The sequence below is a fragment of the Altererythrobacter sp. C41 genome (genome assembly GCF_016803135.1).
Lineage (GTDB): Bacteria > Pseudomonadota > Alphaproteobacteria > Sphingomonadales > Sphingomonadaceae > Pelagerythrobacter.
The window spans coordinates 52324-78219 of the sequence record NZ_JAEVFE010000003.1 but is presented as its reverse complement, the minus strand read 5'-3'; the positions used below and the strand labels follow the sequence as shown (position 1 = coordinate 78219).

24 protein-coding genes are annotated in these 25896 nt (G+C 68.2%); 2 read left to right on the top strand and 22 right to left on the bottom strand.

The features are described from left to right. Positions 1-27 precede the first annotated feature (27 nt). The 22 genes from JNO53_RS07310 to JNO53_RS07205 form a co-directional block, all read right to left on the bottom strand. Positions 28-1380: an MFS transporter gene (locus JNO53_RS07310; protein ID WP_203109202.1), complete on the bottom strand. Its 1353-nt coding sequence runs from the start codon at positions 1378-1380 to the stop codon at positions 28-30. Further along, positions 1374-2243, bottom strand: coding sequence for an SDR family NAD(P)-dependent oxidoreductase (locus JNO53_RS07305; protein WP_203109200.1), 870 nt, complete (start codon positions 2241-2243; stop codon positions 1374-1376). The genes JNO53_RS07310 and JNO53_RS07305 overlap by 7 nt, the downstream gene beginning before the upstream one ends. Then, on the bottom strand, positions 2243-3043 hold the full coding sequence (locus JNO53_RS07300) for an acetoacetate decarboxylase family protein (protein ID WP_203109198.1): 801 nt from the start codon (positions 3041-3043) through the stop codon (positions 2243-2245). Before JNO53_RS07300 ends, JNO53_RS07305 begins: the two co-directional genes overlap by 1 nt. Positions 3044-3105: 62 nt before the next feature. Next, the gene (locus JNO53_RS07295) at positions 3106-4122 is read right to left on the bottom strand and encodes a Rieske 2Fe-2S domain-containing protein (RefSeq protein WP_338015320.1); all 1017 of its coding nucleotides are present in this window, start codon (positions 4120-4122) and stop codon (positions 3106-3108) included. A gap of 145 nt (positions 4123-4267) precedes the next feature. Then, the gene (locus tag JNO53_RS07290) at positions 4268-5173 is read right to left on the bottom strand and encodes a LysR family transcriptional regulator (protein WP_203109196.1); all 906 of its coding nucleotides are present in this window, start codon (positions 5171-5173) and stop codon (positions 4268-4270) included. Between the two features lie 75 nt (positions 5174-5248). Beyond that, on the bottom strand, positions 5249-6442 hold the full coding sequence (locus JNO53_RS07285) for an amidohydrolase family protein (protein WP_203109194.1): 1194 nt from the start codon (positions 6440-6442) through the stop codon (positions 5249-5251). Positions 6443-6555: 113 nt separating this feature from the next. Continuing rightward, positions 6556-7779: an MFS transporter gene (locus JNO53_RS07280; protein WP_203109192.1), complete on the bottom strand. Its 1224-nt coding sequence runs from the start codon at positions 7777-7779 to the stop codon at positions 6556-6558. Positions 7780-7807: 28 nt separating this feature from the next. After that, entirely contained in the window at positions 7808-10141 is a 2334-nt protein-coding gene (locus tag JNO53_RS07275) for a TonB-dependent receptor (RefSeq protein WP_238401735.1), read from the bottom strand. 145 nt (positions 10142-10286) lie between these two features. After that, entirely contained in the window at positions 10287-11825 is a 1539-nt protein-coding gene (locus JNO53_RS07270; RefSeq protein ID WP_203109190.1) for a FadD3 family acyl-CoA ligase, read from the bottom strand. Then, a complete protein-coding gene (locus JNO53_RS07265; protein WP_203109188.1) occupies positions 11822-12301 on the bottom strand; it encodes a MaoC family dehydratase in 480 nt (159 codons plus the stop codon). Before JNO53_RS07265 ends, JNO53_RS07270 begins: the two co-directional genes overlap by 4 nt. Next, positions 12298-13080, bottom strand: coding sequence for an SDR family oxidoreductase (locus tag JNO53_RS07260; protein WP_203109186.1), 783 nt, complete (start codon positions 13078-13080; stop codon positions 12298-12300). Before JNO53_RS07260 ends, JNO53_RS07265 begins: the two co-directional genes overlap by 4 nt. Continuing rightward, on the bottom strand, positions 13077-14255 hold the full coding sequence (locus JNO53_RS07255; RefSeq protein WP_203109185.1) for an acyl-CoA dehydrogenase family protein: 1179 nt from the start codon (positions 14253-14255) through the stop codon (positions 13077-13079). The genes JNO53_RS07260 and JNO53_RS07255 overlap by 4 nt, the downstream gene beginning before the upstream one ends. Beyond that, positions 14252-15262 carry an acyl-CoA dehydrogenase family protein gene (locus JNO53_RS07250; RefSeq protein WP_203109183.1) on the bottom strand — a complete coding sequence of 337 codons (1011 nt, stop codon included), beginning with the start codon at positions 15260-15262 and terminating at the stop codon, positions 14252-14254. The genes JNO53_RS07255 and JNO53_RS07250 overlap by 4 nt, the downstream gene beginning before the upstream one ends. Position 15263: 1 nt before the next feature. Next, positions 15264-16166 carry an SDR family oxidoreductase gene (locus JNO53_RS07245; RefSeq protein ID WP_203109181.1) on the bottom strand — a complete coding sequence of 301 codons (903 nt, stop codon included), beginning with the start codon at positions 16164-16166 and terminating at the stop codon, positions 15264-15266. Positions 16167-16169: 3 nt separating this feature from the next. After that, the gene (locus tag JNO53_RS07240; protein ID WP_203109179.1) at positions 16170-17321 is read right to left on the bottom strand and encodes an acetyl-CoA C-acetyltransferase; all 1152 of its coding nucleotides are present in this window, start codon (positions 17319-17321) and stop codon (positions 16170-16172) included. Between the two features lie 7 nt (positions 17322-17328). Beyond that, positions 17329-18261: an acyl-CoA dehydrogenase family protein gene (locus JNO53_RS07235; RefSeq protein ID WP_203109177.1), complete on the bottom strand. Its 933-nt coding sequence runs from the start codon at positions 18259-18261 to the stop codon at positions 17329-17331. Further along, on the bottom strand, positions 18261-19424 hold the full coding sequence (locus JNO53_RS07230) for an acyl-CoA dehydrogenase family protein (protein ID WP_203109176.1): 1164 nt from the start codon (positions 19422-19424) through the stop codon (positions 18261-18263). The genes JNO53_RS07235 and JNO53_RS07230 overlap by 1 nt, the downstream gene beginning before the upstream one ends. After that, positions 19424-20173 carry an enoyl-CoA hydratase family protein gene (locus JNO53_RS07225; protein WP_203109174.1) on the bottom strand — a complete coding sequence of 250 codons (750 nt, stop codon included), beginning with the start codon at positions 20171-20173 and terminating at the stop codon, positions 19424-19426. Before JNO53_RS07225 ends, JNO53_RS07230 begins: the two co-directional genes overlap by 1 nt. After that, positions 20173-21261, bottom strand: a complete 1089-nt coding sequence (locus JNO53_RS07220) for an NAD(P)H-dependent flavin oxidoreductase (protein ID WP_203109172.1) — start codon at positions 21259-21261, stop codon at positions 20173-20175. The genes JNO53_RS07225 and JNO53_RS07220 overlap by 1 nt, the downstream gene beginning before the upstream one ends. A 3-nt stretch (positions 21262-21264) precedes the next feature. After that, complete coding sequence (locus JNO53_RS07215; RefSeq protein WP_203109170.1) at positions 21265-22176, bottom strand: enoyl-CoA hydratase; 912 nt, start codon at positions 22174-22176, stop codon at positions 21265-21267. Further along, complete coding sequence (locus JNO53_RS07210) at positions 22173-22964, bottom strand: CoA-transferase subunit beta (RefSeq protein ID WP_203109168.1); 792 nt, start codon at positions 22962-22964, stop codon at positions 22173-22175. The genes JNO53_RS07215 and JNO53_RS07210 overlap by 4 nt, the downstream gene beginning before the upstream one ends. Beyond that, positions 22964-23848 (bottom strand): CoA transferase subunit A, encoded by an 885-nt coding sequence (locus JNO53_RS07205; protein WP_203109166.1) that lies wholly within the window; start codon positions 23846-23848, stop codon positions 22964-22966. The genes JNO53_RS07210 and JNO53_RS07205 overlap by 1 nt, the downstream gene beginning before the upstream one ends. A 137-nt stretch (positions 23849-23985) precedes the next feature. On the opposite strand from JNO53_RS07205, the gene JNO53_RS07200 reads away from it, so the two are divergent. Both JNO53_RS07200 and JNO53_RS07195 read left to right on the top strand, forming a co-directional pair. Continuing rightward, the gene (locus tag JNO53_RS07200) at positions 23986-24741 is read left to right on the top strand and encodes an SDR family oxidoreductase (protein WP_203109164.1); all 756 of its coding nucleotides are present in this window, start codon (positions 23986-23988) and stop codon (positions 24739-24741) included. After that, on the top strand, positions 24738-25895 hold the full coding sequence (locus JNO53_RS07195; RefSeq protein WP_203109162.1) for a helix-turn-helix transcriptional regulator: 1158 nt from the start codon (positions 24738-24740) through the stop codon (positions 25893-25895). The genes JNO53_RS07200 and JNO53_RS07195 overlap by 4 nt, the downstream gene beginning before the upstream one ends. Position 25896: the final 1 nt, after the last annotated feature.

Here is a 25896-nt window from a genome sequence, read left to right as displayed (position 1 = left end):
GCCCGGTCGAAACCGATTGCCGGATCGTCAGCTCGAGAGCTGCTCCACCGCGCGCCGGTAGTGCGGCAGCGCCGCTACCAGCATGACGAGGATCAGCGGCAGCGTCACCGCGCCGGTGATCGCGATCGAGTACCGCAGGGCGCCCTGATCGCCGAAACCGAAGTCGGTGATCGCGGCGATGACGCTCGCCCCCAGGCCCATGCCGAGCAGGTTGACCGCCAGCAGCGCGATCGCCGTGACCTGTCCGCGGAGCTGGTTCGGCGTCACGTCCTGGATCGCCGCGAGCATCACTCCTTGCGAGGCCTGCCCGATCAGCGTTCCCAGCGCCATCATCGTCAGCGCGAGCGTGGCGGTGGGCATCAGCGGTGCAAGGATCAACGGGAAGCCCTTCAGCAGCGTCGAGAACAGCACGATCCGCATGTTCGCGTCCGCCCGCCCTGAATGCATCAACCGTCCGGAGAGCCAGCCGCCGAACAGCGTGCCGATCGTCCCGAACACGAACATCACGCCGCCGTAGTAAAGCCCCACGTCGCCCGGGCTCATGCCGTAAGTGCGGATCAGGAAGGTCGGGAACCACAGCGCCGTGCCGATCGCGAGCAGCGCGATCAGCCCGAGCGAGCCGATCAGCGATCCGAACAGCACCTTGCGCCGCATCACGTAGTCGAAACCTTCGCGCAGCGTGCTCTGCTGGGCGAGTTCCTTCGCCATCTCGCGGCGCGGCGGCTCGCGGATGAGCAGCATCGCCGCCGCCACCAGTATGCCGGGCGCAGCAACGCATAGGAACACCGCCTGCCAAGGGGCGAATTCCCCCAAGAGCGGGAGGACGAGCCCGCCCCGGTCGTTGAAGTACGTGAGCAGCCCGCCGCCGATCAACAGCGCCAGGCCGCCGCCGATCGGGTAGCCGATCGCGTAGCAACTGATCGCCAGCGCCCGTCTTCGTCGGTCGAAGTAATCGCTGATCAGCGAATAGGCGGTCGGGCTGAGCGTCGCCTCCCCCACGCCCACACCGACGCGGGCAATGAACAGACCGATGAAGCTGCTGGCGAAGCCGCAGGTCGCGGTCATCAGCGACCAGAACAGCACGCCCCAGAAAATCAGCGCCGCCCGCCGCTTCGTCCGGTCGACGAAGCGGCCGATGGGCAGCGCCGCGATCGAGTAGAGGATCGCGAAGGCGAAGCCCTGCAGCAGGCCCATCTCGAAATCGGACAGGCCCAGATCCCGCTGGATCGGGCCGACCATCAGGGTCAGGACGCGCGAGTCGATCGCGCTGAAACAGTAACCGACGAACAGGATCGCGACGACCAGCCACGGATAAAAGCGGCCCAGGCGCGGTGCGGTGGCGTCGCTTCCCTGCGACGCGGCGGGTGAAGCGGCTACCATGCGGACGGCGGGTCCTGCCGGGCGAGAATCTGGTCCGTGCGGGTCGCTATCAGCTTGTCGCCGTCCGGATTGTCCGGGATCAGCCAGAACCGGCCCGACCTGACGCCTGCGAGGGCGAACTCGGCGACTTCCTCCGGCTCGGTCAGCTTCATCTGCAAGCCGGTGGTCTTCAGCAGATCGTCCATCGTGCGGTAGGCGACCTTCTTCTGATCCTCATTGTCGACGTACTGCGCGGGTCGCACTTCGCCCGACGCCAAAATGCCGGTGTTCACCGTATGCGGCCCGGGGAACAGGATCGCGGCCCGCAGCTTGCCGCCCTCGCGCAGCAATTGCTGATGCAGCACTTCGGATATGCTCGTCACCGCCGCCTTGGTCGCCGCGTAGATCGGCGTGTTGGGCAGCGAACGGAGCCCGCCGTTGGTGGAGGAGGTGTTGATCACCACCCCTTCCTCTCCGGCAGCGAGCATCCGCGGTACGAAGGCGGCGATCCCGTGGACCACGCCGAGGACGTTGACGTCGAGCCCCCAGCGCCAATCGCTCATGGGAATGTCCCACATCTTCTTGGCCGCCTCGCCCAGACCGACCCCCGCGTTGTTGAACAGCAGGTGGACGGTCGGGAACTCGGCGAAGACCTTCTCCGCCAGCGCGCGCACATCCTCTTCGCGGGTCACGTCGCAGGCCATACCGAGCACGCGGCCGCTGCCGGTGCCCTCGAGGGCACTGCGCGTCTCCTCGATCCGCTTCGGATCGATGTCGACGATCACGACATGCGCGCCCTGCTCCGCAAGCTGGGTGCAAAGGCACTTGCCGACGCCGCTGGCCCCGCCGGTAACGACCGCGACGCGGCCCGAGTAATCCTGCATCAGGCGGCCTTTCGCTGACCGAGTTCGATCCCGACGTTGCGCGGGTCGTCCATCCGGCCGACCCAGTGCGGCGCGATCCATTCGCCCGGCACCGTGCGCAGGAGTTGCCCGCCGGTCGCCGTGCCGCCTTCGACGAACTGCATGTCGACGAGCTTGCGCACCGGGATGTCCGCGAGCGGATCCCACGGCGATTCACGCAGGGTGATCTTCCCGGTCATCGCGCGGCGATCGGTGTAGCGGCGCTCCCAGTTGAGGCGCGTGAGGAATACGTCGCCGTCGAACTCGCCGGGCGTGCTGATCGAGGGCAGACCCTTGTAGCAGAAGATGTGCTCCTCGAACTCGAGCGGCTGGTCGATCTTGTCGCCGATCGTGCCTTCGATCTCGAAATAGGGGATGCCGTGGCGAGTGCAGGTCGCGCGAATGCGGTCGCCGTCACGCTCGAAGTGGGTCTCGGCGATCTTCTTCGGCTCGCCGTAACGCTCGCGGCCCGAAGTGACGACGCTTTCGCCCTCCATCGCCATGTGGAAGCAATAGGCGCCGGGCGCGCCTTCGTGCGTGCAGGGCACCGTCATGGTGAGCGCGCCGATCTCGATCGTCTCGTCCTCACTCCGGTGCATCGCCACGTGGACCATCTGCAGCCAGATCTCGGGCCGCTCGAGCGCTTCCAGCGGGCGCGGCAGCAGGGCGTCGATCACTTCGCGGTCGGTCTCGTAAGTCGCGCGGATGCCGTGGACGGTGTTGCGCAGCATGCCGGCCCCACGGTTATCGCTCGGACCCTCGACATAGCGGAGCCTGGACATAAGACTTCTCCTCTCTCGTTCGTTCTGTTCGAAATTTTTGGCCGCGCCCGGCCGCGCCGCGCCTATTCGGCGGCGACGCTCAACCGGCCGCCTTCCGGACCTTCGGCGTAGAACTGCTCGAAGTACCGGCGGAATCGCAGGATCGGGCCGTCGCCGTCGCACAGATAGGGCTGCGCGCGGTGGATCTTGTTCTCCCAGATCGGAATATCGCCTTCGACGCCCTTCTGGCCGCAGGTGTTGGCGATAGCTTCCTGCACCACCTTCTCCTCCATCGAGCCGGGCTCGACCTTCGGATGAGTGAAGCAGAAGCGCAGCTCGACGTCGTCCGCCTCGACCGGCGTCGCGAGAACCAGCAGGCTCAGCTCGACCAGGCCCTTGAGTCGCGTAAACTTCTGCCCCGCGCCGTTCTGCACGGTCTCGACCGAGTAAGGCACTTCCTTGACCTCGCCCGACGGCATCGGGATCGTGCGGTGACCGTGTACGAACGAATGGCGGCGCACGCCTTCGTACTTCGTCTCCCCCTCCGGCACGGCGTCCATCGAATGGACGTAGGCGAAGTGGGCGACGTCGACGCCGTTCTCGGCGATTTCCTGCGGATTGCTGGCGAAGCGCCACTCGCGCTTGGTCGGCTCGGCCCACTCCGGATCGACGAATTCGGGATAGTCGAGCACGTCGAACTCGGGCGCGATATCGTCGGGGTGATACCAGGCCCAGATCACGCCCGAATTTTCGGCGACGGGATAGGACTGCGCCAGCGGCTCGCGCTTGGCCCGCGGCGGGAAAGCCTTGGCGTAAGGGATCTTCGAGCAGAACCCGTCCGGCCGGAACTGCCAGGCATGGAACGGGCAGCGGATCGAATCCCCCTCGACCCGTCCGCCGTAGCCGAGGTGCGCGCCGAGGTGCGGACAGTAGGCGTCGAGTAGCCCTGCCTCGCCCTGCTCGTTACGGAACAGCACCAGATCGCGGCCGAAATAGCGGAGCGGCTTCACGTCGCCTACGGCAAGGTCCGACGAATAGCCCACGCAGAACCAGCCGAACGGGATGGGCATGGGGAAACGTTCCACCTGGGGCACGATCACTATCCTCTCTTCTCCGGCGTTGTTCACCCGTCGGGCGAACTCGCCTGTCTGTTCATTTGATGGCAGAATAACCGCTGGGGTCCGGTGCGGAAGGCTTCGGTCGCGCACTCTTCGTGCATGTGAGCGAACAATCGCGCCTGGCGGCTCAGTACCGCGCCGCCAGCTTGGCCGCGAGCGACGGACGCACCTTCTCGCGGTTCACGTAGCGCACGAGGAAATCGATGAAGGCACGGGTCGAGGCGGCCATGATCCCGGGCGAGTAGACGACCCAGCACTCGCGGTCGAAATAGGCCCAGTCCTCCTCCAGCGCGAGCACCGTCCCTTCGGCCAGACCCTGGCGCATGATCGAGATCGGCAGGCTCGCGATGCCTATTCCCTGCCGCACCGCGCTGCGCAGCGAAATCCCGCTGTTGCTGCGCCAGCGTGGCGAGACCTTGACCTCGACGTCGTCGTTGAACCGCATGGTGGCGGTAAGGTCGGTCAGGCAGTCGTGATTGCGCAAGTCCGCCGGTTTGGAGGGCCAGCCCTTGCGCTCGACATAGTCGGGCGAGGCGCAGAGGCAGTACGACAGATAACCGAACATGCGGGCCCGCAGGCTCGAGCTCGGCAGATTGCCGTAGCGGATGACGACGTCGTACTGTTCCTGCGAGATCTCGTTCTCGTCGAGATAGGCGATCGCCTCGATCACCACGGCCGGGTTCTCGCGGCTGAATTCGGCCAGCATCATCGACATGAAGTCGGAGCCGAAGATGTCGCTCAGCCCGACGCGCAGGCGGCCGACAGGCTCGGAACTGTAGCGCGCGACTCTGCGCTCCACCTGTTCGAGCCGGTCCTGCAGCTCGGAGCATTCGGCGTAGAAGCTCTTGCCTGCACCCGTCAGCGACAGCCGCCGGGTGGTGCGCACGAGAAGCTGCACGCCCAGGCGCTGCTCCAGCTCCTGCACGGTCTTGCTGACGAAGGATTTGGAGACGCCGAGCTTCTCGCCGGCAGCGGTGAAGCTGCCGTGGCGTACGACCGCCAGAAATTCCTCGATGCCGCGCCAGTTGGACATGCGTTCTCCCGTGCGGCGACGCTTAGCATCGCCGCCCGGGAAAACAATCGGTCCGGACTTGGTTGACAGTTCGGCTTACTCGGCCGCTTCCTTGATGAACGACTCGCGCCGCGGCCCGATCTTCGCCGCGATGTCCCACAGCGCCTTCTCGTTGAGATCGTAGACCTCGAGCGCGTTGGTGCCGAGCATCTTCTGGATGTCCGCGTCGGGCAGGCCGCCGAGGCTGGCGAACATCTTGTCCGCCGTGTTCGGCCAGGTCCCCTCGGGGTGCGGATAGTCGGTGCCCCAGAGGATCCGGTCGATGCCGATATCGTAATACGACTGCGTGGTCTCCTCGTCGGGCAGCGCGGAGCAGCCGACCCACACGTTGCGCGCGAAGTACTCGCTCGGTTTCATGCTCATGTTGGCGTAGTAGTCGCCGAGCTTGCCGCTCGTGTGCTTGGCCGAGGCGCGGATGTCCATGAGCTGCATGATCCACGGGAACCAGAACTCGCCGCCGGCTTCGGTGAAGCAGACCTTGAGCTTCGGATATTCCTCGAACACGCCGCCGAAGGTCATGCCCCAGAGCGGGCGGGTCATCCAGAAGGCGAATTCGCACAGGTAAGTGCCGATCCAGCCCGGCTGCGTGGTATCGTAGGCCGGGGAGGCGCCCGAATGGAAGTGCAGCGGGAGGTTCATCTCCTCCAGCATCGCCCATACCTTGTGATACTTGGTGTGGTTGTACATGTCGTAGCCCTCGGTGAACGAGGGGAAGAACACGCCCTTGAGCCCGTTGTCGGCCGCCCAGCGGATCTCCTTCATCGTCTCGTCGAGATCGTAGAGCGCGGGGACCACGGCCAGGCCGATGCGGCGATGCGGATCGTCCTGGCAGAATTCGGCCAGCCAGCGGTTGTGAGCGCGCGCGCCGGCCCACTGGAGCTCGGCCCGGTCGGCATTGGGGCGCAGGCCGATGTCGGCGCCGAACGGCGGGGCGTTCCGCTCCGTGATGCCGTCGGGGAACAGGACTTCGGCCGCGACGCCGTCGCCGTCGAGAATGCGATTGCGGATCGCACCGTCCCACGCGCCTTCGAGGCCGTCGCCGACCTTGGCGCGCCACTTGTTGTTGAAGTCGTCGATCAGGAAGCGCTTCTCGTGCTCCTCGCGCGCCTTGATCTCCTTCTGCACCGTCTCGTCGAACAGCTCGTGATACTTGCTGTCGAGATATTCGCGGTAGCGCTCGGGCGGGAGGCCCACGTGTCCGTCGGAGGAAATTACCAGGTAGCGATCCATTTGATCCGTCTCCACAAATCCGTGCCGCGCCTCGGCGGGCGCGCACATTCGAAATCAGACGGAGAGGATAAGGCCGCGCACGGCCGGCGATAAAGCGCCCCGCAGCAAACTGTTTATCGCTCGCGAAAGACAATGGGCCCTGCCGCGAGCGCACCGATGCCGAGCACCAGCAAGCCGATCGCCAGCGCAAATGGCGCCCCTGCCCAGCCCTCGTAAGCGGCAGCGGCGACCACCGGCGGCAGCATGATCGAAGCCCCTGCGATGAACGACGTCGCGGAGGCGATCGCCACCTGTTCGGCATCGGTTCCGCCCAACGAGGCCGCAGCGCTGAAACCCGGCCGCGCCTGGCCGTAGCCGAAGCAGGCGACGACGAATCCGGCCGATGCCGCCAGTTCGCTCGAATCGAAAAGCGCGATCAGGTTGCCCACGAGCGACAATGCGGTCCCGATCAGCATCATCCGCATCGGCACCGGCCGCATGATCCGCGGCAGTCCCCATTGCGCCACCAGCGCCATCGCCGCGCCAAGGGTCATCGTCAGGCCGATGCTGTCCTGCGCCGCGAGCGGACCGCCCCGCACGCGGTCGAGCAGGACGAAGCCGATAGTGTAGAGGTTGATCGCCTGCGCGCTGCAGAGCAGCAGTCCGAAGCTGAGCGCCGGCCCGCTTCCCCGCCCGCGCCAGACCGCCAGGATCGAGTTGTCCGAACCCGTGCGCGCCGCCGAAGGCGCCGCGGCATCCGCTCCGCGCGGCAGGAATACATAGGTCCCCGCCAGCGCCAGGGCGCCGAGCACGGCGAACAGCACCATCGGCCCGGTGAGGCCGAAGGGCTCCACGATCGCGAATGGCGCCACCGCAGGTCCGACGATCGTGCCGAGGCTCAGCGCCCCGGCCAATCCGGTGAGGACGCGCGTGCGCTGCTCTCCGGCGGTCGCATGCGCGATCAGCGACTGGGTCGCGATCGCCGAGGCGGAGCCGAGAAAACCGAACACCGCGCGCAAGACGAAAAAGCCCAGAAAACACGCGAACGGCGTGATCAGTCCGGCCAGTCCGAACGCGACCGCACCGCCGCAGCCTGCCATCGACAGCAGAAAGCCGACCAGCCCCGCGCGGATGTAGCGGTTCGGCCCCGCCCTTGCGACATGGCGGGTCCAGAACGGCGAACTGACCGCCCAGGTCATCGCCGACAGCGAGAACACGCTCGCGACGAGATAGTCGGGCATGCCCACGGCCCGCCCGATCGTCGGCATGACCGAAACCAGCCCGAGATTGCCGATCGCCGTCAGGAAAGTGACGACGCCGAGAAAAGCGAAGACGTGCCGCCCACGCGTGAACGACACGCCTTCCAACCCCAGTCCCTCCGCCGGATCAGAACTTGACGCGGGCTTCCACGCCGGCCGACAGCGGTTCGCCGAACTGCCCGACGGTCAGGACCGACAGGTTGATGGCGCTGACCAGATATTCCTTGTCGGTCAGGTTCTTGCCCCAGGCCGCCACTTCCAGCGTCGAGCCGTTGCCGAGCTCGATGTCGGTCAGCGCGATCCGCGCGTTCAGCAGCCCGTAGGAGGGCATCTGCGAGAGCGGATCGGACACGATGCTGGAGTATTGCGACGAGCGCCACGAATAGTTCGCGCTCGTCTCCAGCGTCGCGAAGCCAAGGTCGGCCTGATGCACCGCACCGAGCTGCCAGTTCCACTTCGGCACGCGCGAGAGGACGTAGCTGTCGGTCACGTCGGTCCCGTCGGGCAGGACGAAGTCGGTATAGCGCGCATCGACATAGCCGCCGCCGAAGTTGATCGTCAGCGAGTCCGTCGGACGCAGCGCACCGTCGATCTCGAAGCCCGTGAACTGGGCCTCGCCCGCGTTGATGATGTTCGTGGTGACGAGCGTCGGCACGAACACGCCGGCCTGGAAATCCTTGTAGATCGAGTGATAGACGGCTGCGTTGAGCTGCACGCGCCCGTTCCAGCCGGCATACTTGAGGCCGGCTTCGTACGAGGTGAGGTTCTCCGGATCATACGGCGTCAGGAACGCCGCATTGGTCGCCGCGGTATCGTTGATGCCGCCGCTCTTGAAGCCGGTGGCGTAGCGCGCATAGACTGAGAAGCTCGGCTGAATCTTGTACAGGATGTTGAATTCAGGCGTGAACTTCTTCCACGTTCCGCTGTTGGTCAGCGGAATGAGGTCGGTGTAACCGATGCCGCCGGCCCCCGGCCGCGCGCCCGCCGCGGGCTGGCCGCTGCGCGTGACCGGATTGCCGTTTTCGTCGCGCACGAACACGCCGGAACTCGGGCTCGCCGGATTGGTCGCGTAGGCCGTGTTCGCCAGCAGCAGTTCGTAAGCCGACTTCTCCTCGTGGCTGTAGCGCGCGCCGGCGGACAGCGTCAGCCGGCCGTCGAGTGCCGAAGGCGTCCAGGCAAGCTGCCCGTATCCGGCGTAGGACTTGCTCTCGCCGCCCCGCTCGGAGATGTCGAACACCTCGTTGCCGCCGAACTGGAAGTTCCAGCGCGGGTTGTACACGTCGTAGTTGTCGTCGAGGTAGAAGAACCCGAGCGTGTACTTGAAGTCGCCCAGCGTGCCGAGCGCCTGCACTTCCTGCGTGAACTGCTCGTAATCGTTATTGAGCGTGAAGCGCATGAGGTCGATCGGGGTGCCGTCGAAGTCGCTCATCGAGCGGGTCTTCGCCGTCCGCCGCGCGGTGATGGACTTCAGCGTGAGATCGCCCAGGCCCGGCTCCCATTGCAGCGTGAGCGCGTGGCCGGTGGTCTCGAAGTCGCTCTGCAGCGCGCTGTTGGAGCCGGTCGTGCGGGTCCGTCCGTCCACGACGTAGGGCGCCAGCAGAGGGTTGAGGAACGCGACCGACCCGGCGCCCGTCACCGCCAGCAGAGCGAGCTGGCTGGGGGTGCCCTTGCTGTTGGAAATGTCGTAGCTGTAGAGCGCGCTGAAGCTGTCCGCCGGCTGCCATTGCAGGTCGACCCGGCCGGCCCACAGATCCTGTTCGCCGAAATTCTCGCCGGTAGCCGAGTTGCGGTAGTAGCCGCCGTACTGCTTGGTCACGCCGCTCAGCTTCAGGCTGAAGCCGGCGACCTCGGGCAGATCGACCACCATCTTGCCGACGAAATTGTCGTAGGTTCCGTAGCTGGTCGACACCTGCCCGCCGAACTCACCGCTCGGCTTCTGGGTGATGAGGTTCACCGCGCCGCCGATGGTGTTCTTGCCGTAGAGCGTCCCCTGCGGGCCACGCAGGACTTCGACCCGTTCGAGATCGACGATGTCGAACGCTGCGCCGGTCGACTTCCCGATCGGCACGCCGTCGATGTAGAGGCCCACGGGCTGGTCGCGCGCGAGGCTCGTGTCTGCCGATGGGGAGAGCCCGCGGATCGTGATCAGCGGGCCGTAGGTATTGCCGATCGTCTCGTTGATCTGGATGTTGGGCACGACGGTCGCGATGTCGCTGACCGTGCGGACCTGCGCGCGGTCGAGCGCCGCCTGATTGACCGCGCTGACCGAGATCGGAACGTCGACCAGCCGCTCTTCGCGCCGCTGCGCGGTGACGACGATCTCGTTGCTGCCGCCGGTCGCAGGCGCGCTGGTGGTTTCCGCTTCCTCCGGCGCGGCTGCCGCGTCCTGGGCCGCCGCGAGCGCGGGTGAGCATGCGAGTGCCGATGCCGCGAGCATCAGCGCCGTCTTCGTGCGTTTCATGAAAACCTCTCCCTTATCGTGCACGCGTTGGCGCACAGCTTTTGTCGATGACGATAGTCGGCCACACGCAATGGATAAGCCGGACAGCGTGGCCACACTGTCCTTGAAGGTGGCGAATGCCGGGAACGGTGAGAGCGGAAGGCTGCTAGCCATCGCGCAGCGCCTCCTTCGTCACTTTGCCGGAGGCGTTGTGCGGCAGGCCTTCGACGAAGGTGAAAGCGCGCGGAACCTTGTAGTTCGCCATGCGCCCGCGCGCCCATTCGGCGAGTTCGCCCTCGGCCAGAGCCTGTCCCAGGCGCAGCACGAGGAAGGCCTTGCCGACCTCGCCCATGCGGTCGTCGGGAATGCCGATCACCGCGACTTGAGCGATCGCCGGATGTTCGGCGAGCAGGTGCTCCACTTCGGCCGGGTAGACGTTGAACCCGCCCGAGATGAACATGTCCTTCTTGCGGTCGGTGATCCGCAGATAGCCTTCCGGGCCGATCCAGCCGATGTCGCCGGTGGAGAGCCATCCGTCCGGATCGATCGTCTCGGCGGTCGCCTGCGGATCGTCGAGGTAGCCGAGCATCACGCCGTAACCGCGCACCTGGACCTCGCCGGCCTCGCCCTGCGCGACCGGCTTCCCCTCGTCGTCGACGATGCGCAGTTCGAGCCCCGGCAGCGCGCGGCCGCAGCTTTCGGCGATCAGCTCGGCATCGTCGCCGCGGCGGCACGAGGTGATCGTGGCGCACTCGGTCATGCCGTAGGCGGTGACGGTGTCGACCAGGCCGAGTTCGCTGCGCATGCGGCGGACCAGTTCCGGCGGCACGCTGGCCGCGCCGGTCGCCGCGCCGCGCAGCGAGGAGGTGTCGAAATCCGTCTCCGCCTTCGCCGCCAGCAGCGACTGGTAGATCGTCGGCGGTCCGGGCAGGAAGGAGATCCGCTCGCGCTCGATCAGTTCGATCACGCGCGGAATGTCGAAAGTCGCCAGCGGATAGATCGGCGCACCGGCGATCAGCGCCGCGACCCAGCCCGCCTTGAACCCGAAGCTGTGGAAGAAGGGATTGATGACTAGGTAGCGATCGTCGCTCGTCAGCCCCATCTGGCGGCCCCAGTCGGCGAACATCGGCACGATCCGGTCGTGGGTCGAGACCACACCCTTGGGCGCGCCGGTCGTGCCGCTGGTGAACATGATGTCGGAGACATGCCCCGCGGTCAGGCGGCCCAGTGCCTCGTCGATCGACGGATCGTCCGCGCCGTTCCCCTCGGCGACGAACGCCTGCCAGTTGGCATCGAGCAGCACCGTCCGCTCCAGCGCGGGAAGGTCCTCGCCCGCCAGCAGCGCCGGATAGTCGGTGCCGAGGAAGTCGCCGCAGGTGACGAGCACTTTGGCCGAGGTGCGCCGCAGCATCTCCCCCGCCTCGCGGCCCTTGAGACGGGTGTTGAGCGGCACGATCGCGGCTCCGGTCGTCATGGCCGCAACCGCAGCGACGATCCAGTTGCGGCCGTTGGGCGCCCAGATCGCGACCCGGTCCCCCTCGCCCACGCCGCTCGCGAGCATGGCCGAGGCGGCGGCGCGGCATTCCCGCTCGAGGTCGGCGAAGGACCAGCGCACCTCCCCTTCGACGAGTGCGGTGCGCGAGCCCCATGTCCGCGCGGCCGCGGCCACGAGATGCGGAACGGTCGGAGGCAACGGATCGATCATCCGGCGCCCCCTTCTTCCGGATAGTAGCGGCTGATCGTGTCGATCGTGCAGGCCGGCTTGTCGCCGCCCTCGATCTCGATCGTCACGCGCACGGTCGACTGGAGCGCACCCTTGATCTCCTCGACCTTCACGATCTCGCCCACCGCGCGGATGCGGCTGCCGACCGGCACCGGCGCGAGGAAGCGCAGGCGGTCCGCCCCGACGTTCACCGCATGGGCGAAGCCGCGCACTTCGATCAGCTCGGGCAGGAAATGGTTCACGAGCGCCAGCGTGAGATAGCCATGCGCGATCGTGCCGCCGAACGGCCCCGCCTTCGCGCGCTCGACGTCGACGTGGATCCACTGGTGATCGCCCGTCACCTCGGCGAAGGCGTCGACGCGATCCTGTTCGATCGCGAGCCACGCGGTGGGACCGAGCGGAGCGCCCTCGCTGCCGAGCAGGTCGGCGGGGCGAGTGAATATCCGCGGCGCGCTCATGCGTGCTGGCTCGACACGGGGACAACCTCGCCCGTCATGTAGCTGGCGAGGTCGGAGGCGAGGAACAGCATGACGTTGGCGACTTCCCACACTTCTGCCGGGCGCCCGAAAGCCTCGCGCGCGGACAGTTCGGCGAGCAATTCGTCGCTGGTCACTTTGGCGAGGAAGGCGTGCATCGCGATCGAGGGCGCGACGGCGTTGATCCGCACGCCGTGCTCCGCCGCCTCGAGCGCGGAGCAGCGGGTGAAGGCCATGACCCCCGCCTTCGCCGCCGCGTAGTGCGCCTGCCCCTTCTGCGCCCGCCAGCCGAGGACCGAGGCGTTGTTGACGATCGCCCCCGCCTTGCGCGCATACATTCCGGGGAGAAACGCGCGCGTCATGCGGAAGACCGAGTTGAGCGTGACGTCGAGCACGCGGTGCCACTCGTCGTCGGTCATGTCGACGACGGCGGTCTCTCCGCCGAGGCCCGCGTTGTTGATGAGAACGTCGAGACCGCCGAGCTCGGCCTCGGCCGCATCGCGCAGCGCGTCGACTTGCGCCTGATCGGTCACGTCGCAGACGAACGTCGCCGGCCGCTCGCTTCCCGTCTCCTCGGCGATCCGCGCCGCCGCTTCGCCCAGGCGCCGCTCGTGCCAGTCGCTGATCAAGACCCGCGCGCCTTCCTCGACCGCGCGTTTCGCGACCGCATAGCCGATCCCCGTTCCCGCGGCCGCGGTGACGAGCACCGTCTTTCCGGCAAGCAGGTTGCGCCCGGGCGGATAGGTCGGCGTCAGGCTCATGCGTTTCCTCTCGGCTCGCGCGGCAGGCCGAGCCCGCGCTCGGCGATCAGGTTGCGCTGGATCTGGTTGGTGCCGCCGTAGATCGTGTCGGCGCGCGAATAGAGATAGAGATTGGTGAGCAGCGGCCATGCCTCGGCATCGACGGGCGCGACCTCGCCCTCCTGCCCGAGCACGTCCATCGCCAGCTCGCCCAGCGCCCGGCGCCAGCTCGCCCACTGGATCTTGTAGGTCAGCGCCGCGCCCGCGAGCGCGCCGCCCTTTCCGTCCGCCAGCATGCGAAGCGCGCCGTAGCGCATCAGCCGCAGGCCGATCTCGGCTTCCGCGAGCCGCTGGCGGAACACCGGGTCGGCCGCCTTGCCGTTGCGCCTGGCCGCGGCGATCACCGCGTCGAGCTCGTTGCGGAACTGCATCTGCTGGCCGAGGGTCGAGATGCCCCGCTCGAACGAGAGCAGCGTGGTCGAGACCGTCCACCCCTCCCCCTCGGCGCCGACCATGTTCTCGACCGGGCAGCGCGCGCCGTCGAAGAACACCTCGTTGAACTCGGCCTCGCCGTTGATCTGGCGGATCGGGCGGATTGCGATGCCGGGCTGGTCGAGGTCGACGAGCAGGAAGCTCAGCCCCTCGCGCCCACTGGTCCCATCCTCGGTCCGCGCGAGCACGAAGATCATGTCGGCGAACTGGGCGAGACTGGTCCAGATCTTCTGCCCCTCGATCACCCATTCGTCGCCGTCGCGCCGCGCGCGGGTGCGAATGGCCGCGAGGTCGGAGCCGGCGCCCGGTTCGGAATAGCCCTGGCACCAGATCGCCGTGCCCTCGGCGATCGCCGGCAGGAACCGCGCCTTCTGCTCGGAACTGCCGAGCGCGAGCAGCGTCGGCCCGAGCAGCTCGACGCCCATGTGGTTGAGCCGGTTCGGCGCCCCGGCACGCGCGTATTCCTCGGCGAAGATGACCTGCTCGTTGAGCGTGGCGTCGCGCCCGCCCCAGGCGATCGGCCAGCCGATGCACGAATAGCGATGCTCGGCCAGCCGCCGCTCCCACGCCTTGCGGCGCTCGGGCTTGTCGACGAGATTGGCGATCCCGCGGATGTCGGCGAACTCGCCGGCCATCTGCTCGTCGAGCCAGCTCGCACATTCGCGGCGGAACGCCTCTTCCATGTCGGAGAACCCCAGCTTCATGCCGCTTCGTCCAGCATGATCCGCGCGACGCGCTCGCGGTGATGCGGGCCGTCGCCGAGCATGTTCGCGATGGCGCGGGCGCGCTTGAAGAACAGATGCGCGTCGTGCTCCCAGGTGAAGCCGATGCCGCCGTGGAGCTGGATCATGTCGCCCGCGACGCGCAGGTAGGTGTCGGCGCAGAAGCTCTTGGCGGCATGGAGCGCCAGCGCGCGGGTCTCGTGCCCCTCGTCGAGCGCGCAGGCCGCCCACCACACGGCGGAGCGCGCCTGCTCGATCTCGACCGCGCGGTCGGCAAGGCGATGCTTGTAAGCCTGGAACGAGCCCACCGGCCGTCCGAACTGCTCGCGTTCCTGCGCAAAGGCAACCGTGCGATCGAGCGCCTCCTGCGCACCGCCGAGCGCTTCCGCTGCGAGGCACAGGACGCCGGCTGCGCATGCCGCCTCGCAAGGCGCTGTGCCGCCGGGAAGCGGATCGCCGCCGGATGCGTGAACCCGCGCGAGCGGACGAGTCTCGTCGAGCGACTTCAGCGGCTCGACCGTCGCCGCGCCGGCATCGATCAGGCGCGCGCCGCCTTCGCCGAGCAGGAGGAGCAGATCGCACTGCGCCGCATGCGGCACGAGCAAGCCCTCGCCCCCTCGCTCGCCCGCCGCGACGATCCGGTCTCCCGCCATCATCGCGGGAAGATGCGCATCGATCGCCGCCCGGTCGTCGCTCGCAAGCAAGGCAGCGGTCGCCATCGCGTGGCCCAGCAGCGGGATCGCCGCCAGCGTGCGCCCCGCCTGCTCGGCGACGATCGCCAGCTCCACGTGGCCGAGCCCCGCACCGCCGAGATCCTCGGGCACGGTCAGACCACCGAAGCCGAGTTCGCGGCAATAGGCGCGCCAGAGGTCGCGATCGATGCCGCTGGCCATCGCGGCGCGCGTGCGCTCACCCCCTGCGTTCTCCGCGAAGAACGCCGCCGCCGTCTCGGCGATCATCTGCTGCTGCTCGTCGAGCGCGAATGCCATCTCAGGTGCCCCAGACCTTGCGGGGCGGCATGCGTTCGGCGAGCAGCCGATCCACCGCTTCGCCCACCTCGCCCGGCGCCCACCGCGCGCCTTTGTCGACGAACGGCCCTTCGCGCCAGCCGTCTTCGAGCATGATCTTGCCGCCCTCGAGCTCGAACACGCAGCCGGTCACCTTGGCGCTCTGCGCGCTGCCGAGCCAGACGACCGCCGGCGCGACATTGGCCGGGTCCATCGTGTCGAAGGCGTCGCCCTCGGTCGCCATCTTCTCGGCGAAGGCCTGCTCGGTCATGCGCGTCCGCGCGGCAGGCGCCAGCGCATTGGCGGTAATGCCGTAGCGGCCGAGCTCGGCCGCCTGGACCAGCGTGAGCGTGGCGATCCCGCCCTTGGCGGTCGAATAGGCGGCCTGCGCGATCGAGCCCTGCAGCCCCGCGCCGCTGGTCGTATTGATGATCCGCGCATCGGGCGCTTCGCCCGCCTTGGCCTTGCCGCGCCAGTAATCGACCGCATGGCGGCTGACGCAGAAGTGCCCGCGCAGATGCACGTGCATGGTCGCGTCCCATTCGTCGAGCGTGGCGGAGACGAACATCCGGTCGCGGACGATCCCGGCGTTGTTGACCACCACGTGGAGGTCGCCGAACTCGCGCACCGCGGTCTCGACGATCCGCCCGGCCGCGTCCCAGTCGGTCACGTCGTCGTAGTTGGCGACGGCCTTCCCGCCGCTCCGAACGATTTCCTCGACCACCGCGTCCGCAGCCGACGTGTCGCGCCCTTCGCCGCCCAGCGAGGCGCCGATGTCGTTGACGACGACATTGGCACCCTCGGCGGCGAAGGCCAGCGCATAGGCGCGGCCCAGCCCGCGCGCCGCGCCGGTAATGATCACAGTCCTGCCTTCGCAGATCCCCATTCGTCAAAGCCTCTCGATTATCGTGACGTTGGCCTGGCCGCCGCCCTCGCACATGGTCTGCAGGCCGTAGCGGCCGCCGGTGCGCTCCAGCGCGCCGAGCAGCGTGGTCATCAGCCGCGCGCCCGTGCCGCCCAGCGGATGGCCGAGCGCGATCGCGCCGCCTTGGACGTTGACCTTCTCGTGCGGAATGCCGAGCTCCTGCATCCACGCCATCGGGATGCTGGCGAAGGCCTCGTTGCATTCGAACAGGTCGATGTCCGCGACCGTCATTCCGGCCTTTCGCAGCGCATGCTGGGTCGCCGGGATCGGCGCGGTCAGCATCCACACCGGATCGTCGGCCCGCACCGAGATGTGGTGGATGCGCGCGCGCGGCGTGAGGCCGTGGTCCTTCACCGCCTGCTCGGAAGCGATCAGCAGCGCGGCCGCGCCGTCGCAGTTCTGGCTCGCGACCCCTGCGGTGACGCGCCCGCCTTCCTGCACCGGACTGAGCGCGGCGAGCCCTTCCAGCGTCGTGTTCGGGCGGATCGTCTCGTCGCGGTCGAGCCCTTCCAGCGGCGCCACCTCGGCATCGAACCAGCCGTTGTCCCACGCCGCCTGTGCGCGCTCGTGGCTGGCGAGCGCGAACCGCTCCATCGCCTCGCGCGAGATGTTCCATTTCCCGGCGATCATCTCGGCCGAATTGATCTGGTTGAGAAGGCCGTCGCCGTAGCGCTCGACCCACCCGCGCGCGGTGTTGAACGGATTGTCGAAGCCGTAAGGCTGGCCGGCGAACATCGCGGCGGAGATCGGGATCGCGTTCATCGCCTGACTGCCGCCCGCGACGACGAGGTCCTGCGTGCCGCTCATCACGCCCTGCGCGGCGAAATGGACCGCCTGCTGGCTGGAGCCGCACTGGCGGTCGACCGTCGTTCCGGGGACATGCTGGGGCAGGCCGGCGACGAGCCATGCCGTGCGGCCGATGTCCCCGGCCTGCGGGCCGATCGTATCGCAGCAGCCCCATACGCAGTCGTCGACCGCGTTCGCGTCGATGCCCGTCCGCTCGACCAGCACCCGCAGCGGGTGCGCGGCGAGATCGGCGGGATGCACTTGCGCCAGCGATCCCTTCTTGCGCCCGATCGGGGTACGGACCGCGTCGATGATATAGGCTTCGGCCATCGGCTCCTCAGGCGAACGTGTGCTGCGGGCCGAGGGGGTGCGCGCCGCCGAGCGCGGCGTCCTCGATCCGGTGATAGTGGAAATTGCGGTCGCCCCATGCGCCGGCGAGCGCCCATGCGCGCTTCATCCAGAAATGGAGATCGACCTCGTAGGTATAGCCCATCGCGCCGTGGACCTGGATCGCGCTTTCGGCGGCGAGGTAGGCGGCATCGGTCGCGGCATATTTGGCGTGGCTGACGTGCAGCGGCGCGCTCGCCAGCCCGTCGTCCATCGCCTGCGCCGCGCGCCACAGCACCGGGCGCACGAATTCGAGCGCAACGGCAACGTCGGCCAGCTTGTGCTTGATCGCCTGGAACCCGCCGATCGCATGGCCGAACTGCTCGCGCACCTGTGCATAAGCGACCGCCTGGTCGAGCATGGCCTCGGCCAGCCCGACGAGCTGCGCCGCGCTCGTCAGCGCGCCGAGATCGAGCAGCAGGGGATCGTCGCCGGCGTCCTCGGGCGCGGCGACGAGGTTGCGCAGCGGGTCGACGCTCGCGAACTCGTCGCCCTCCCCGTCGGCGACCCACGGGTTCGCCGCGTGCGGCAGGGCGACGAGCTTCTCGCCCGCCGCGATGGCCGCGAGGTCACCCGTCTCGCCGCGCGCGATTTGCCACGGCACCGCGATCAGCGCGGTGTCGACCAGCGGCTCGGCCAGGCAGGCGCGGCCGCATTCGCGGGCGATCAGGGCGCCGCCCAGCAGCGTCATGCCCAGCCCGCCCTCGCTCTCGGGCACGAGCAGTCCGGTCAGGCCCATTTCGACGAGGCCCTGCCAGATGCGCAGGTCGCGGTTGCCGCCGGCGTCGAGCCGCCGCAGCACGTCCGGTCCATGCGTGCCGGCAAGGTATTCGCGCACGGCCTCGGCCAGTTCGACGCTTTCCGGTGGAAGTCCGAAATCCATCAGCCCGCTCCCACGCGCGGCAGGCCGAGCAGGCGCTCGGCGGTGATGTTGCGCTGGATCTCGTTCGAGCCGGCGTAGATCGGACCGGAGAGCGAGAAGATGTACCCTTCGAGCCATTCGTTCGCGCGGCCGTCAGGCAGGGTCTGCAGTTCGGCGGCGGGGCCGAGCAGGTGCATCGCCGCGCGGTGCATCGCGCGGTCGAGTTCGGACCAGAAGATCTTGTTCAGGCTCGCCTCGGCCCCGATCGAGCCGCCGGCCATGATCCGCGCCGCGACCTGATAGGTGTTGTAGGCATAGGCCTGCGCGCCCATCCACAGCCGCACGACCTCCTCGCGCAGCCCCGGCGAGGCGCGGTCCGCCGCCTCGCGCAGCAGGGCCATCAGCCGCGCGGCGGTCGCCTGGAAACGGCCGGGGGAGCGCAGCATCAGCCCGCGCTCGAAGCCCGCGGTCGCCATCGCCACCTTCCAGCCCTCGCCCTCGCCCGCGATGCGGTTCTCCACGGGCACGCGGACTTCGTCGAAGAACAGCTCGGCAAATCCCGGGTCGCCGTGAAGCTGGCGGATCGGGCGTCGGGTGATGCCGGGCGCGTTCAGGTCGAACAGCAGGAACGAGAGGCCCTTGTGCCGCTGGCTCCCTTCCTCGGTGCGGAACAGGCCGAAGCCCCAGTCGGCAAAGCTCGCGCGGCTCGACCAGGTCTTCTGCCCGTTGATGACGTAGTGATCGCCATCTCTCCGCGCGGTGGTCTTGATCGCCGCCATGTCGCTGCCCGCGCCGGGCTCCGACCACGCCTGCGCCCAGATCACCTCGCCCCTCGCCATCGGCGGCAGGAAGCGCGCCTTCTGCTCGTCCGAACCGAATTCCATGATCGTCGGGCCGAGCAGGAAGATGCCGTTCTGGTTCGCCCGCAGCGGCGCGCCGGCGGCCCAGTATTCCTCCTCGAAGATCAGCCACTCGATCAGGTCGAGCCCGCGCCCGCCGTATTCGCTCGGCCAGGTCACCATGCCCCAGTTGCCGCTCGCCAGCTCGCGCTCCCACGCGACGTGCTGGTCGAAGCCGTCCTGCCGCTCGAGCGTGACCAGCCGCTCGGCCGGAACGTGCGCGGCAAGCCACTCGCGCACCTCCTGCCGGAAAGCCTGCTGCCGGGGAGTATAGGCGAGATCCATCAGAACTTCGCCGCCCCGCCGGTCTCGACGAACGCGTCGCGCGACCGCTGGCTGTCCTCGTGCATGTACATTTCGAGCGTGAAACCCTGTTCCCAGCGGTAGCCGCGGTCGACGTCGCGCTCCTCGAGGCCGTTCAGTGCCTCCTTGGCTACTGTAAGTGCCTTTCTGCTCTTCGCGGCTATCGTGGCGCAGAACGCGCGCGCCTCTGCCCTAAGCTCTTCGCGCGGCACGATTTTCTCGATGGCGCCGAGCCGCCAGGCCTCTTCCGCGGGAATTTTGCCGCCGGTGAAGAACGCCGCCCGCACCTTGTGCAGCGGCAACATCCGCGACAGATGGCTCGCCCCGCCCATCGCCCCGCGGTCGATCTCGGGCAGCGAGAAATAGGCGTCCTCGGCGGCGATGATCGTGTCCGACGCGCCGCAAATGCCGATGCCGCCCCCGATCACGAAGCCGTGCACTGCGCTCACCACCGGGATCTCGGCGGCTCGAACAGCCTTGAAAGTCAGATAGTTACCGCGGTTGAGTTCGGCGATGCGCTCGGGATGCGCCTGCATTTCCTTGATATCGACGCCCCCGCAGAAGCCCCGCCCCTCGGCGCGGATCAGGATGCAGTGCACGTCCTGCCGCACGGCCAGGGAACCGATGATGCCCGGCAGCTTGAGCCAGGTCGCGGAATCGAACGCGTTGACCGGCGGCACGTCGAACACCACTTCGGCAATGCGCTCTTCCACGGACCAGCCAATCGGCATCACGCAGCTCCCTCGATTGCGGCCGTGCGGCCGGCGAGCGCCGCGATCCGCTCGCGCGCTTCGGTTTCGATCCGGGCGAGAAGCTCGGCGCAGGTCGGCAGATCGGAGAGCCGGCCCGCGACCTGGCCGGAGGCCATGAGACCGCCCACCGCATCGCCCTCCACCACGGCCTTCTGCAGCAGCACGGGCGCGGCGGCGGCGAGCATGGCTTCGGGAAGGGACTTGCCACCCTCGCTCCGCATCGCCTGAGCACTGGCGAGCAGGTCGGCCCAGCTTGCCCCCGTCGCGCGCTTCATCGCGAAGGCGGCGGTAAGACCGCGGCTCCACTTGCCGAGCGCGCCACCGCTCTCGATGCGGTCGAGCATCGGATTGCGGATCATCCGCTGCGGAATGCCGTCGATCCGGTCGGTGACGAAGATGTCGCCGGTCCCCGCACGCGTATAGGCGGCCTTGACCGCCTCGGGCACCGGGCTGTCGGCGGTCATCATGAAGCGCGATCCCATGGCGATCCCGCTCGCGCCCCACGCGAGCGCCGCCGCGAGGCCGCGCCCGTCGGCAAACCCGCCTGCGGCAGCGACCGGCACGCCCACCGCGTCCAGAACCTGCGGCAGCAGCACCGTCGTCGCGACCGAGCCGGTATGGCCGCCACCCTCGCCGCCCTGAACGGTGATCGCCCGGCACCCAAGCGCGACCATCTTCTCGGCATGCTTCACCGCACCGACGGTCGGCATGCAGACGATCCCAGCCTCGTTGAACCGCGCGATCATTCCGGCATCGGGCCCACGCCCGAAACTCACCGCGCCGACGCGCTCGCTGTTCGCGAGGATCACCTCGACGATCTCGCGCGCGCCGGGCTGGAAGCTGTGGAAGTTGACCCCGAACCGGTGCGGCGTGAGCCTGCCGGTCTCCGCGATCGCGTCGGCCAGTTCGGCCGGCTTCATCACCGCGCCCGCCAAGAATCCGAACGCCCCGGCATTGCTGCTCGCCGCCACCAGGCGCGGCGTCGCGATCCAGCCCATCGCCGTCTGCACCACCGGCAGGCGGCAGCCGAGCAGGTCGGTCAGCGGAGTGGCGAGCGGGTCGGCCAAGCGTCAGTCCTCGCCCGTCTGCCGCTTGTTCTTCTCGGCCATTCTCTTGCCGTCGAACCCGGCGATGTAGTCGCCCTTGACCAACGTGTTGTTGGCGTGGGCGAAGTGGTGGTAGCCGAAGGCCGCATCGATCCCGGCGTTCTTGCCCGCGAGCGTCTCCATGTGGTTGCAGGCCTGCTTGGCAAGCTGGAGCGCCAGCCGCGGCTGCTCGGCGATGCGGCCGGCGATGCGAGCAACCTCGGCCTCGAGATCGGCCCGCGCCACGACGCGATTGACCATGCCCATCTCGTAAGCGCGCTGCGCGCTCATCCGCTCGCCGAGGAACAGGAATTCCTTGGCGATCCGCACGTTGAGCTCGTGGCAATGGGCGAAGTATTCGAGGCCCGGGAAGCCCATCTGCAGCACCGGGTCCTGAAAGAACGCGTCGTCCGAAGCGACGATCAGATCGCAGACCCAGGCCAGCATCAGCCCGCCGGCGATGCATCCGCCGTGGACCTGCGCGATCGTCGGCTTGGGAATGTCCCGCCAGCGCTTGCACATGCCGAGATACTGTTCCTGCTCGCGAATATAGGCTTTCTCGGCGCCGGCCTTGTTGGCGTGGTCGTACCACATGAGCCGCCGGTCGACGCTCGCGTGGAAGTCCCGCCCGGGCGAGCCGATGTCGTGCCCCGCGCTGAAGTGCTTGGCGTCGGACTTGAGCACGATCACCTTGACCGCATCGTCATCCACCGCGCGCCGGAACGCATCGTCCAGCGCGTAAGTCATCTGGCTATTCTGGACGTTGTGATAGCGCGGTCGGTTGAGCGTGACGCGCGCGATCCCGCCTGCGGCTTCGTAGAGAACCGGCTCGTCGGTCTCGTAGACGTGCTCGCTGGGGGTCGGCGGCTCGAGGCCGTCGTTGCCGGGCTCGGTCATGACGCGCTCCTTTCTGCCGGAGGGTCGTCCTTGAACACCCGCGCGCGGATGCCGTGCGGGTCCAGCCGGGCGATCAGCGCCAGTTGCTCCTCGCCCGGTAGCGGCGTTTCGCCTTCCACTGCGTCGATCAGCTCGAAGCCGGTCGCATCCTGCACGTGCGCGAAGGTCGCGCCGGAGTGGAGCGAGATTACGCGGATCGCATGATCAGGGCCGCCGAAATCCATGACGCAGAGGTCGGTGACGATCCGGCGCAGCTCGATGCCGCTGTAGTTTCCGCCCTGCACGCGCCGCGCCGGATTGTACCCGGGGCTGGAGACCCGGTCGACTTCGCCCGCGACGAACACGCGCGTCGAGTGGGCGGGGATGAACATCGAGTTCGGGTGATAGATGCCGTTGCCCGGGAAACCCCGCGCGCCGAGCATCTGCACCTTGGGCTGCGCATGCGTGCCGCCGAGCGCCGAAAGGTTGGTCTGTCCGAAGCGGTCGATCTGCGTCGGCGTGACCATCGCGTGGCGGCGGCCGGTCCACACCGCGCTGTCGAAGAAGCGCGAGAACGGGAGGTATCCGGCGGGCGCGGGGCGTTCATCGCCCGTCGCACCGAGCGGCACCGGCTGCTCCACTAGGAACGCCTCGCCGTCGGTCATCATCAAGCCGGGCGAATGGGTGAGCTTGGCCAGCCCCGCGCCGAGGCGGGGGATCGGCCCGATCCCGGTTGCGATGATCTCGCGGCTCGTGCGGAACGCTTCCGCACAGGCGACGATGCACAGTTCTGCCAGCGAAGCGCCCATCAGAACACCGGCAGCGGCAGCGCCGCCACTTCCTTATGCCCGCCGACCGAGGCGAGATAGTCCGCCTCGCTCGCACCCACCGTCCATTCGGCCACTGCGCTCCAGTCGCCCGGATCCTTGGCCGCGGCTGCATATTTCTTCAACCAGCCCATGTCCCAGCCGTAGGCGGGCGGCATCGTCGTCGGATGGGCCCCGCCGGGCGTCTCGGCGACGCCGGTCACGAAGCACCGTTCGAACAGGTTGGCCCTGACGTCCTCCGGGTAGGAGACCTCCATCGCATCGACCAGCTCCTCACAGGAGACGAAGCATTCGGCCGCCGCCTTGGCGAACCACTCGTCGTAATAAGTGTCGGGACCAAGCGCCTGGACGTTGCCCCGGCGATCGGCGCGGTGGACGTGGATCAGTGCCGCGTCGAGCTTCAGCGCAGGCATGGCGGCCAGAACCTCGCCGTCCTCATAGGGCGAGGTGACGGTCTTGAGCCCGCCCAGTTCGATGAGATCGGTCCCGAGCCCGACCCGCGTCGGCAGGAACGGCACGGAGAACGCCGCGGCCTTGAGGCCCCACTGGAACATGCCCTCGTCAAGCTCCAGCACCTCGATCGCGCCGGCTTCGCGGCTCTTGCGGAACCAGGGTTCGAGCGGGATCTCGTCGAGCGAGACGAACGCGAAGACGAGCTTCCTGACCTTGCCCGCCGCGCACAGCATGCCGACTTCGGGGCCGCCGTACGAAACCAGAGTCAGATCGGTGAGGTCCGACCGCAGGATCTCGCGCACCAGCGCCATCGGCTTGCGGCGCGGACCCCATCCGCCGATCCCCAGCGTCATACCGTTCCGTAGCCGCGAGACCACCGCGGCGGCGTCCATTGTCTTGTCAATCGTCGGCATGGCCGGTCGTTCAATCCTCTCTTCCCGATCCGAGAAATGCGACTGGGGGCGATCGGCCGATACCCCCATTTGGTGACGGCGACTTGCGGTGTCCGGGGATAGGCTCCAGACGAGGCGAGAGAGGACACGGTACGGACATGAGCGAACGCGTCGCATTGATCAGCGGGGGAACGCGCGGCATCGGACGCGCGATTGCCGAACGGCTGCTCACCGACGGATGGCAGGTCGCCGTCTGCGCGCGCCGTGCACCCGGGGAGCTGGTAGCGGCCGCAGGGAGAGAAGCGCTGTTCCTGCCGACCGACGTGCGCGATCCCGCCGCGGTCGAAGCGCTGGTGGCGGCGACAACGCAGCGATTGGGGCGCCTCGACCTGCTGGTCAACAATGCCGGTGGAACGCCGGCGGTGGCGGTCGCCGACGCTTCGCCCGAACTGCTCGAGAAAGTGATCGCGCTCAACCTGACCGCGCCGCTCGTCCTCGCGCGCGCGGCCTACGGCGCCTTGCGCGAGGCGAGCGGTTCGGTGGTCAACATCGCCAGCATCTCAGGTCTGCGGGCGGCGCCCGGTACGGTCGCTTACGGCGCGGCGAAGGCCGGGCTGATCAGCGCGACGAAGGGCCTGGCGATGGAATGGGGCCCGGACGTTCGGGTCAACGCGATCGTGATCGGCCTGGTCGAGAATCCCGATCAGATCGAGCATTACGGCGGTGCGGAAGGCGTCGCGCGGCTCGGCGCCACGCTGCCGATGAAGCGCATGGCGCGCGGGCACGACGTGGCAGCCTGCGTGACTTGGCTGGCCTCACCCGAGGCCGCCTACGTCTCCGGCGCTGCAATCGAGTTGCACGGCGGAGGCGAGATCCCGGCGTTTCTCGCTCTCGCACAGGATGGCGGCGGATGACGGCGCGGGCGAAGACCGAAACAATGGCACTCGATCCCGAGCTGCTGGCGACGCTCTATCGCGGCCCGATCGAGCTCGAACCCTGGCGCGCCTTCCTGCGTGCGCTGGCGGAGACGGCGGGGTGCGACAACGCGGCGATCTCGCTCCAGCTCAGCCGCAAGGGGCTCGCCTCGGTCACGCTATGGGCGGAGCCGCCGGCGGTCGATCCGGAAGTGGCGCGCACGATCCACTCGCGCCAGGCGGCGCTCGGCGACCTCGACCCGATGAGCAATGCGCTGAAGCGCACCGGCGAGATCCTGCTGCTGGAGGAAGTCGCCCCGCGCGAAGGCCTGGAACGCGACGAGTTCTACCTGGAGATCATGAAGCCTTACGGCATCGCGCAGGCGCTCGGCATGTATGTGGCGGAGCCCGGCGGGATCGAGTGCAACCTCGGGCTGGTCGCGCATTCCGAAAGCTTCCGCTTCACCGCACGGCACAAGGCGCTGATGGCCGCGCTGCGACCGCATGTGCAGATCGCGCTGGAGCTGTTCTCGCGCATCCAGCGCGACGAGAGCCAGATCGGCGTGCTCACCTCCACGCTCGACCGCCTCACCATTGCGACCTTCATCCTCGACGGGCGCGGCCGCGTGCTGCGCATGAACAAGGCGGCCGAGGCAAAGATCGATCGCGGCGAGACCTTCCGCCTCGCCGACCGGCACCTGGCGGTCGGGGGGAGGACCGACTCGCGCAAGTTCGAGCGGATCGTGAAGGAAGCGTTGCTGAGCCGGATCGAGAACTCGGGCGCCGGCCTCGTCCGTGCCTTCCGCTGCGCCGACCCAGCCAACGAGGGTCTTGGCATTCTCGTGCGCGCCATCGAGCGGGAGCGTGCGGCGCCGATCGACGCCAGCCCCGGGGCGATCGTCTATGCGACCGACCCCGCGCCCGGCGCCACGTTCGAGCAGTTGATCGCCGCCCTGTTCGATCTCTCCCCCTCCGAAGCGGGCCTTGCCGCCCTGCTCACGCAAGGGTTCTCGCTGACCGAGGCGGCCGAGGAGCTGGGCCTGACGGAAAGCACCGTGCGCTCCTACTCCAAGCGGATCTTCGCCAAAGTCGGGGTCAGCCGCCAGACGGAGCTCGTCCGCCTGATTCTGCGCAGCGTGGCGATTCTCGGCTGAC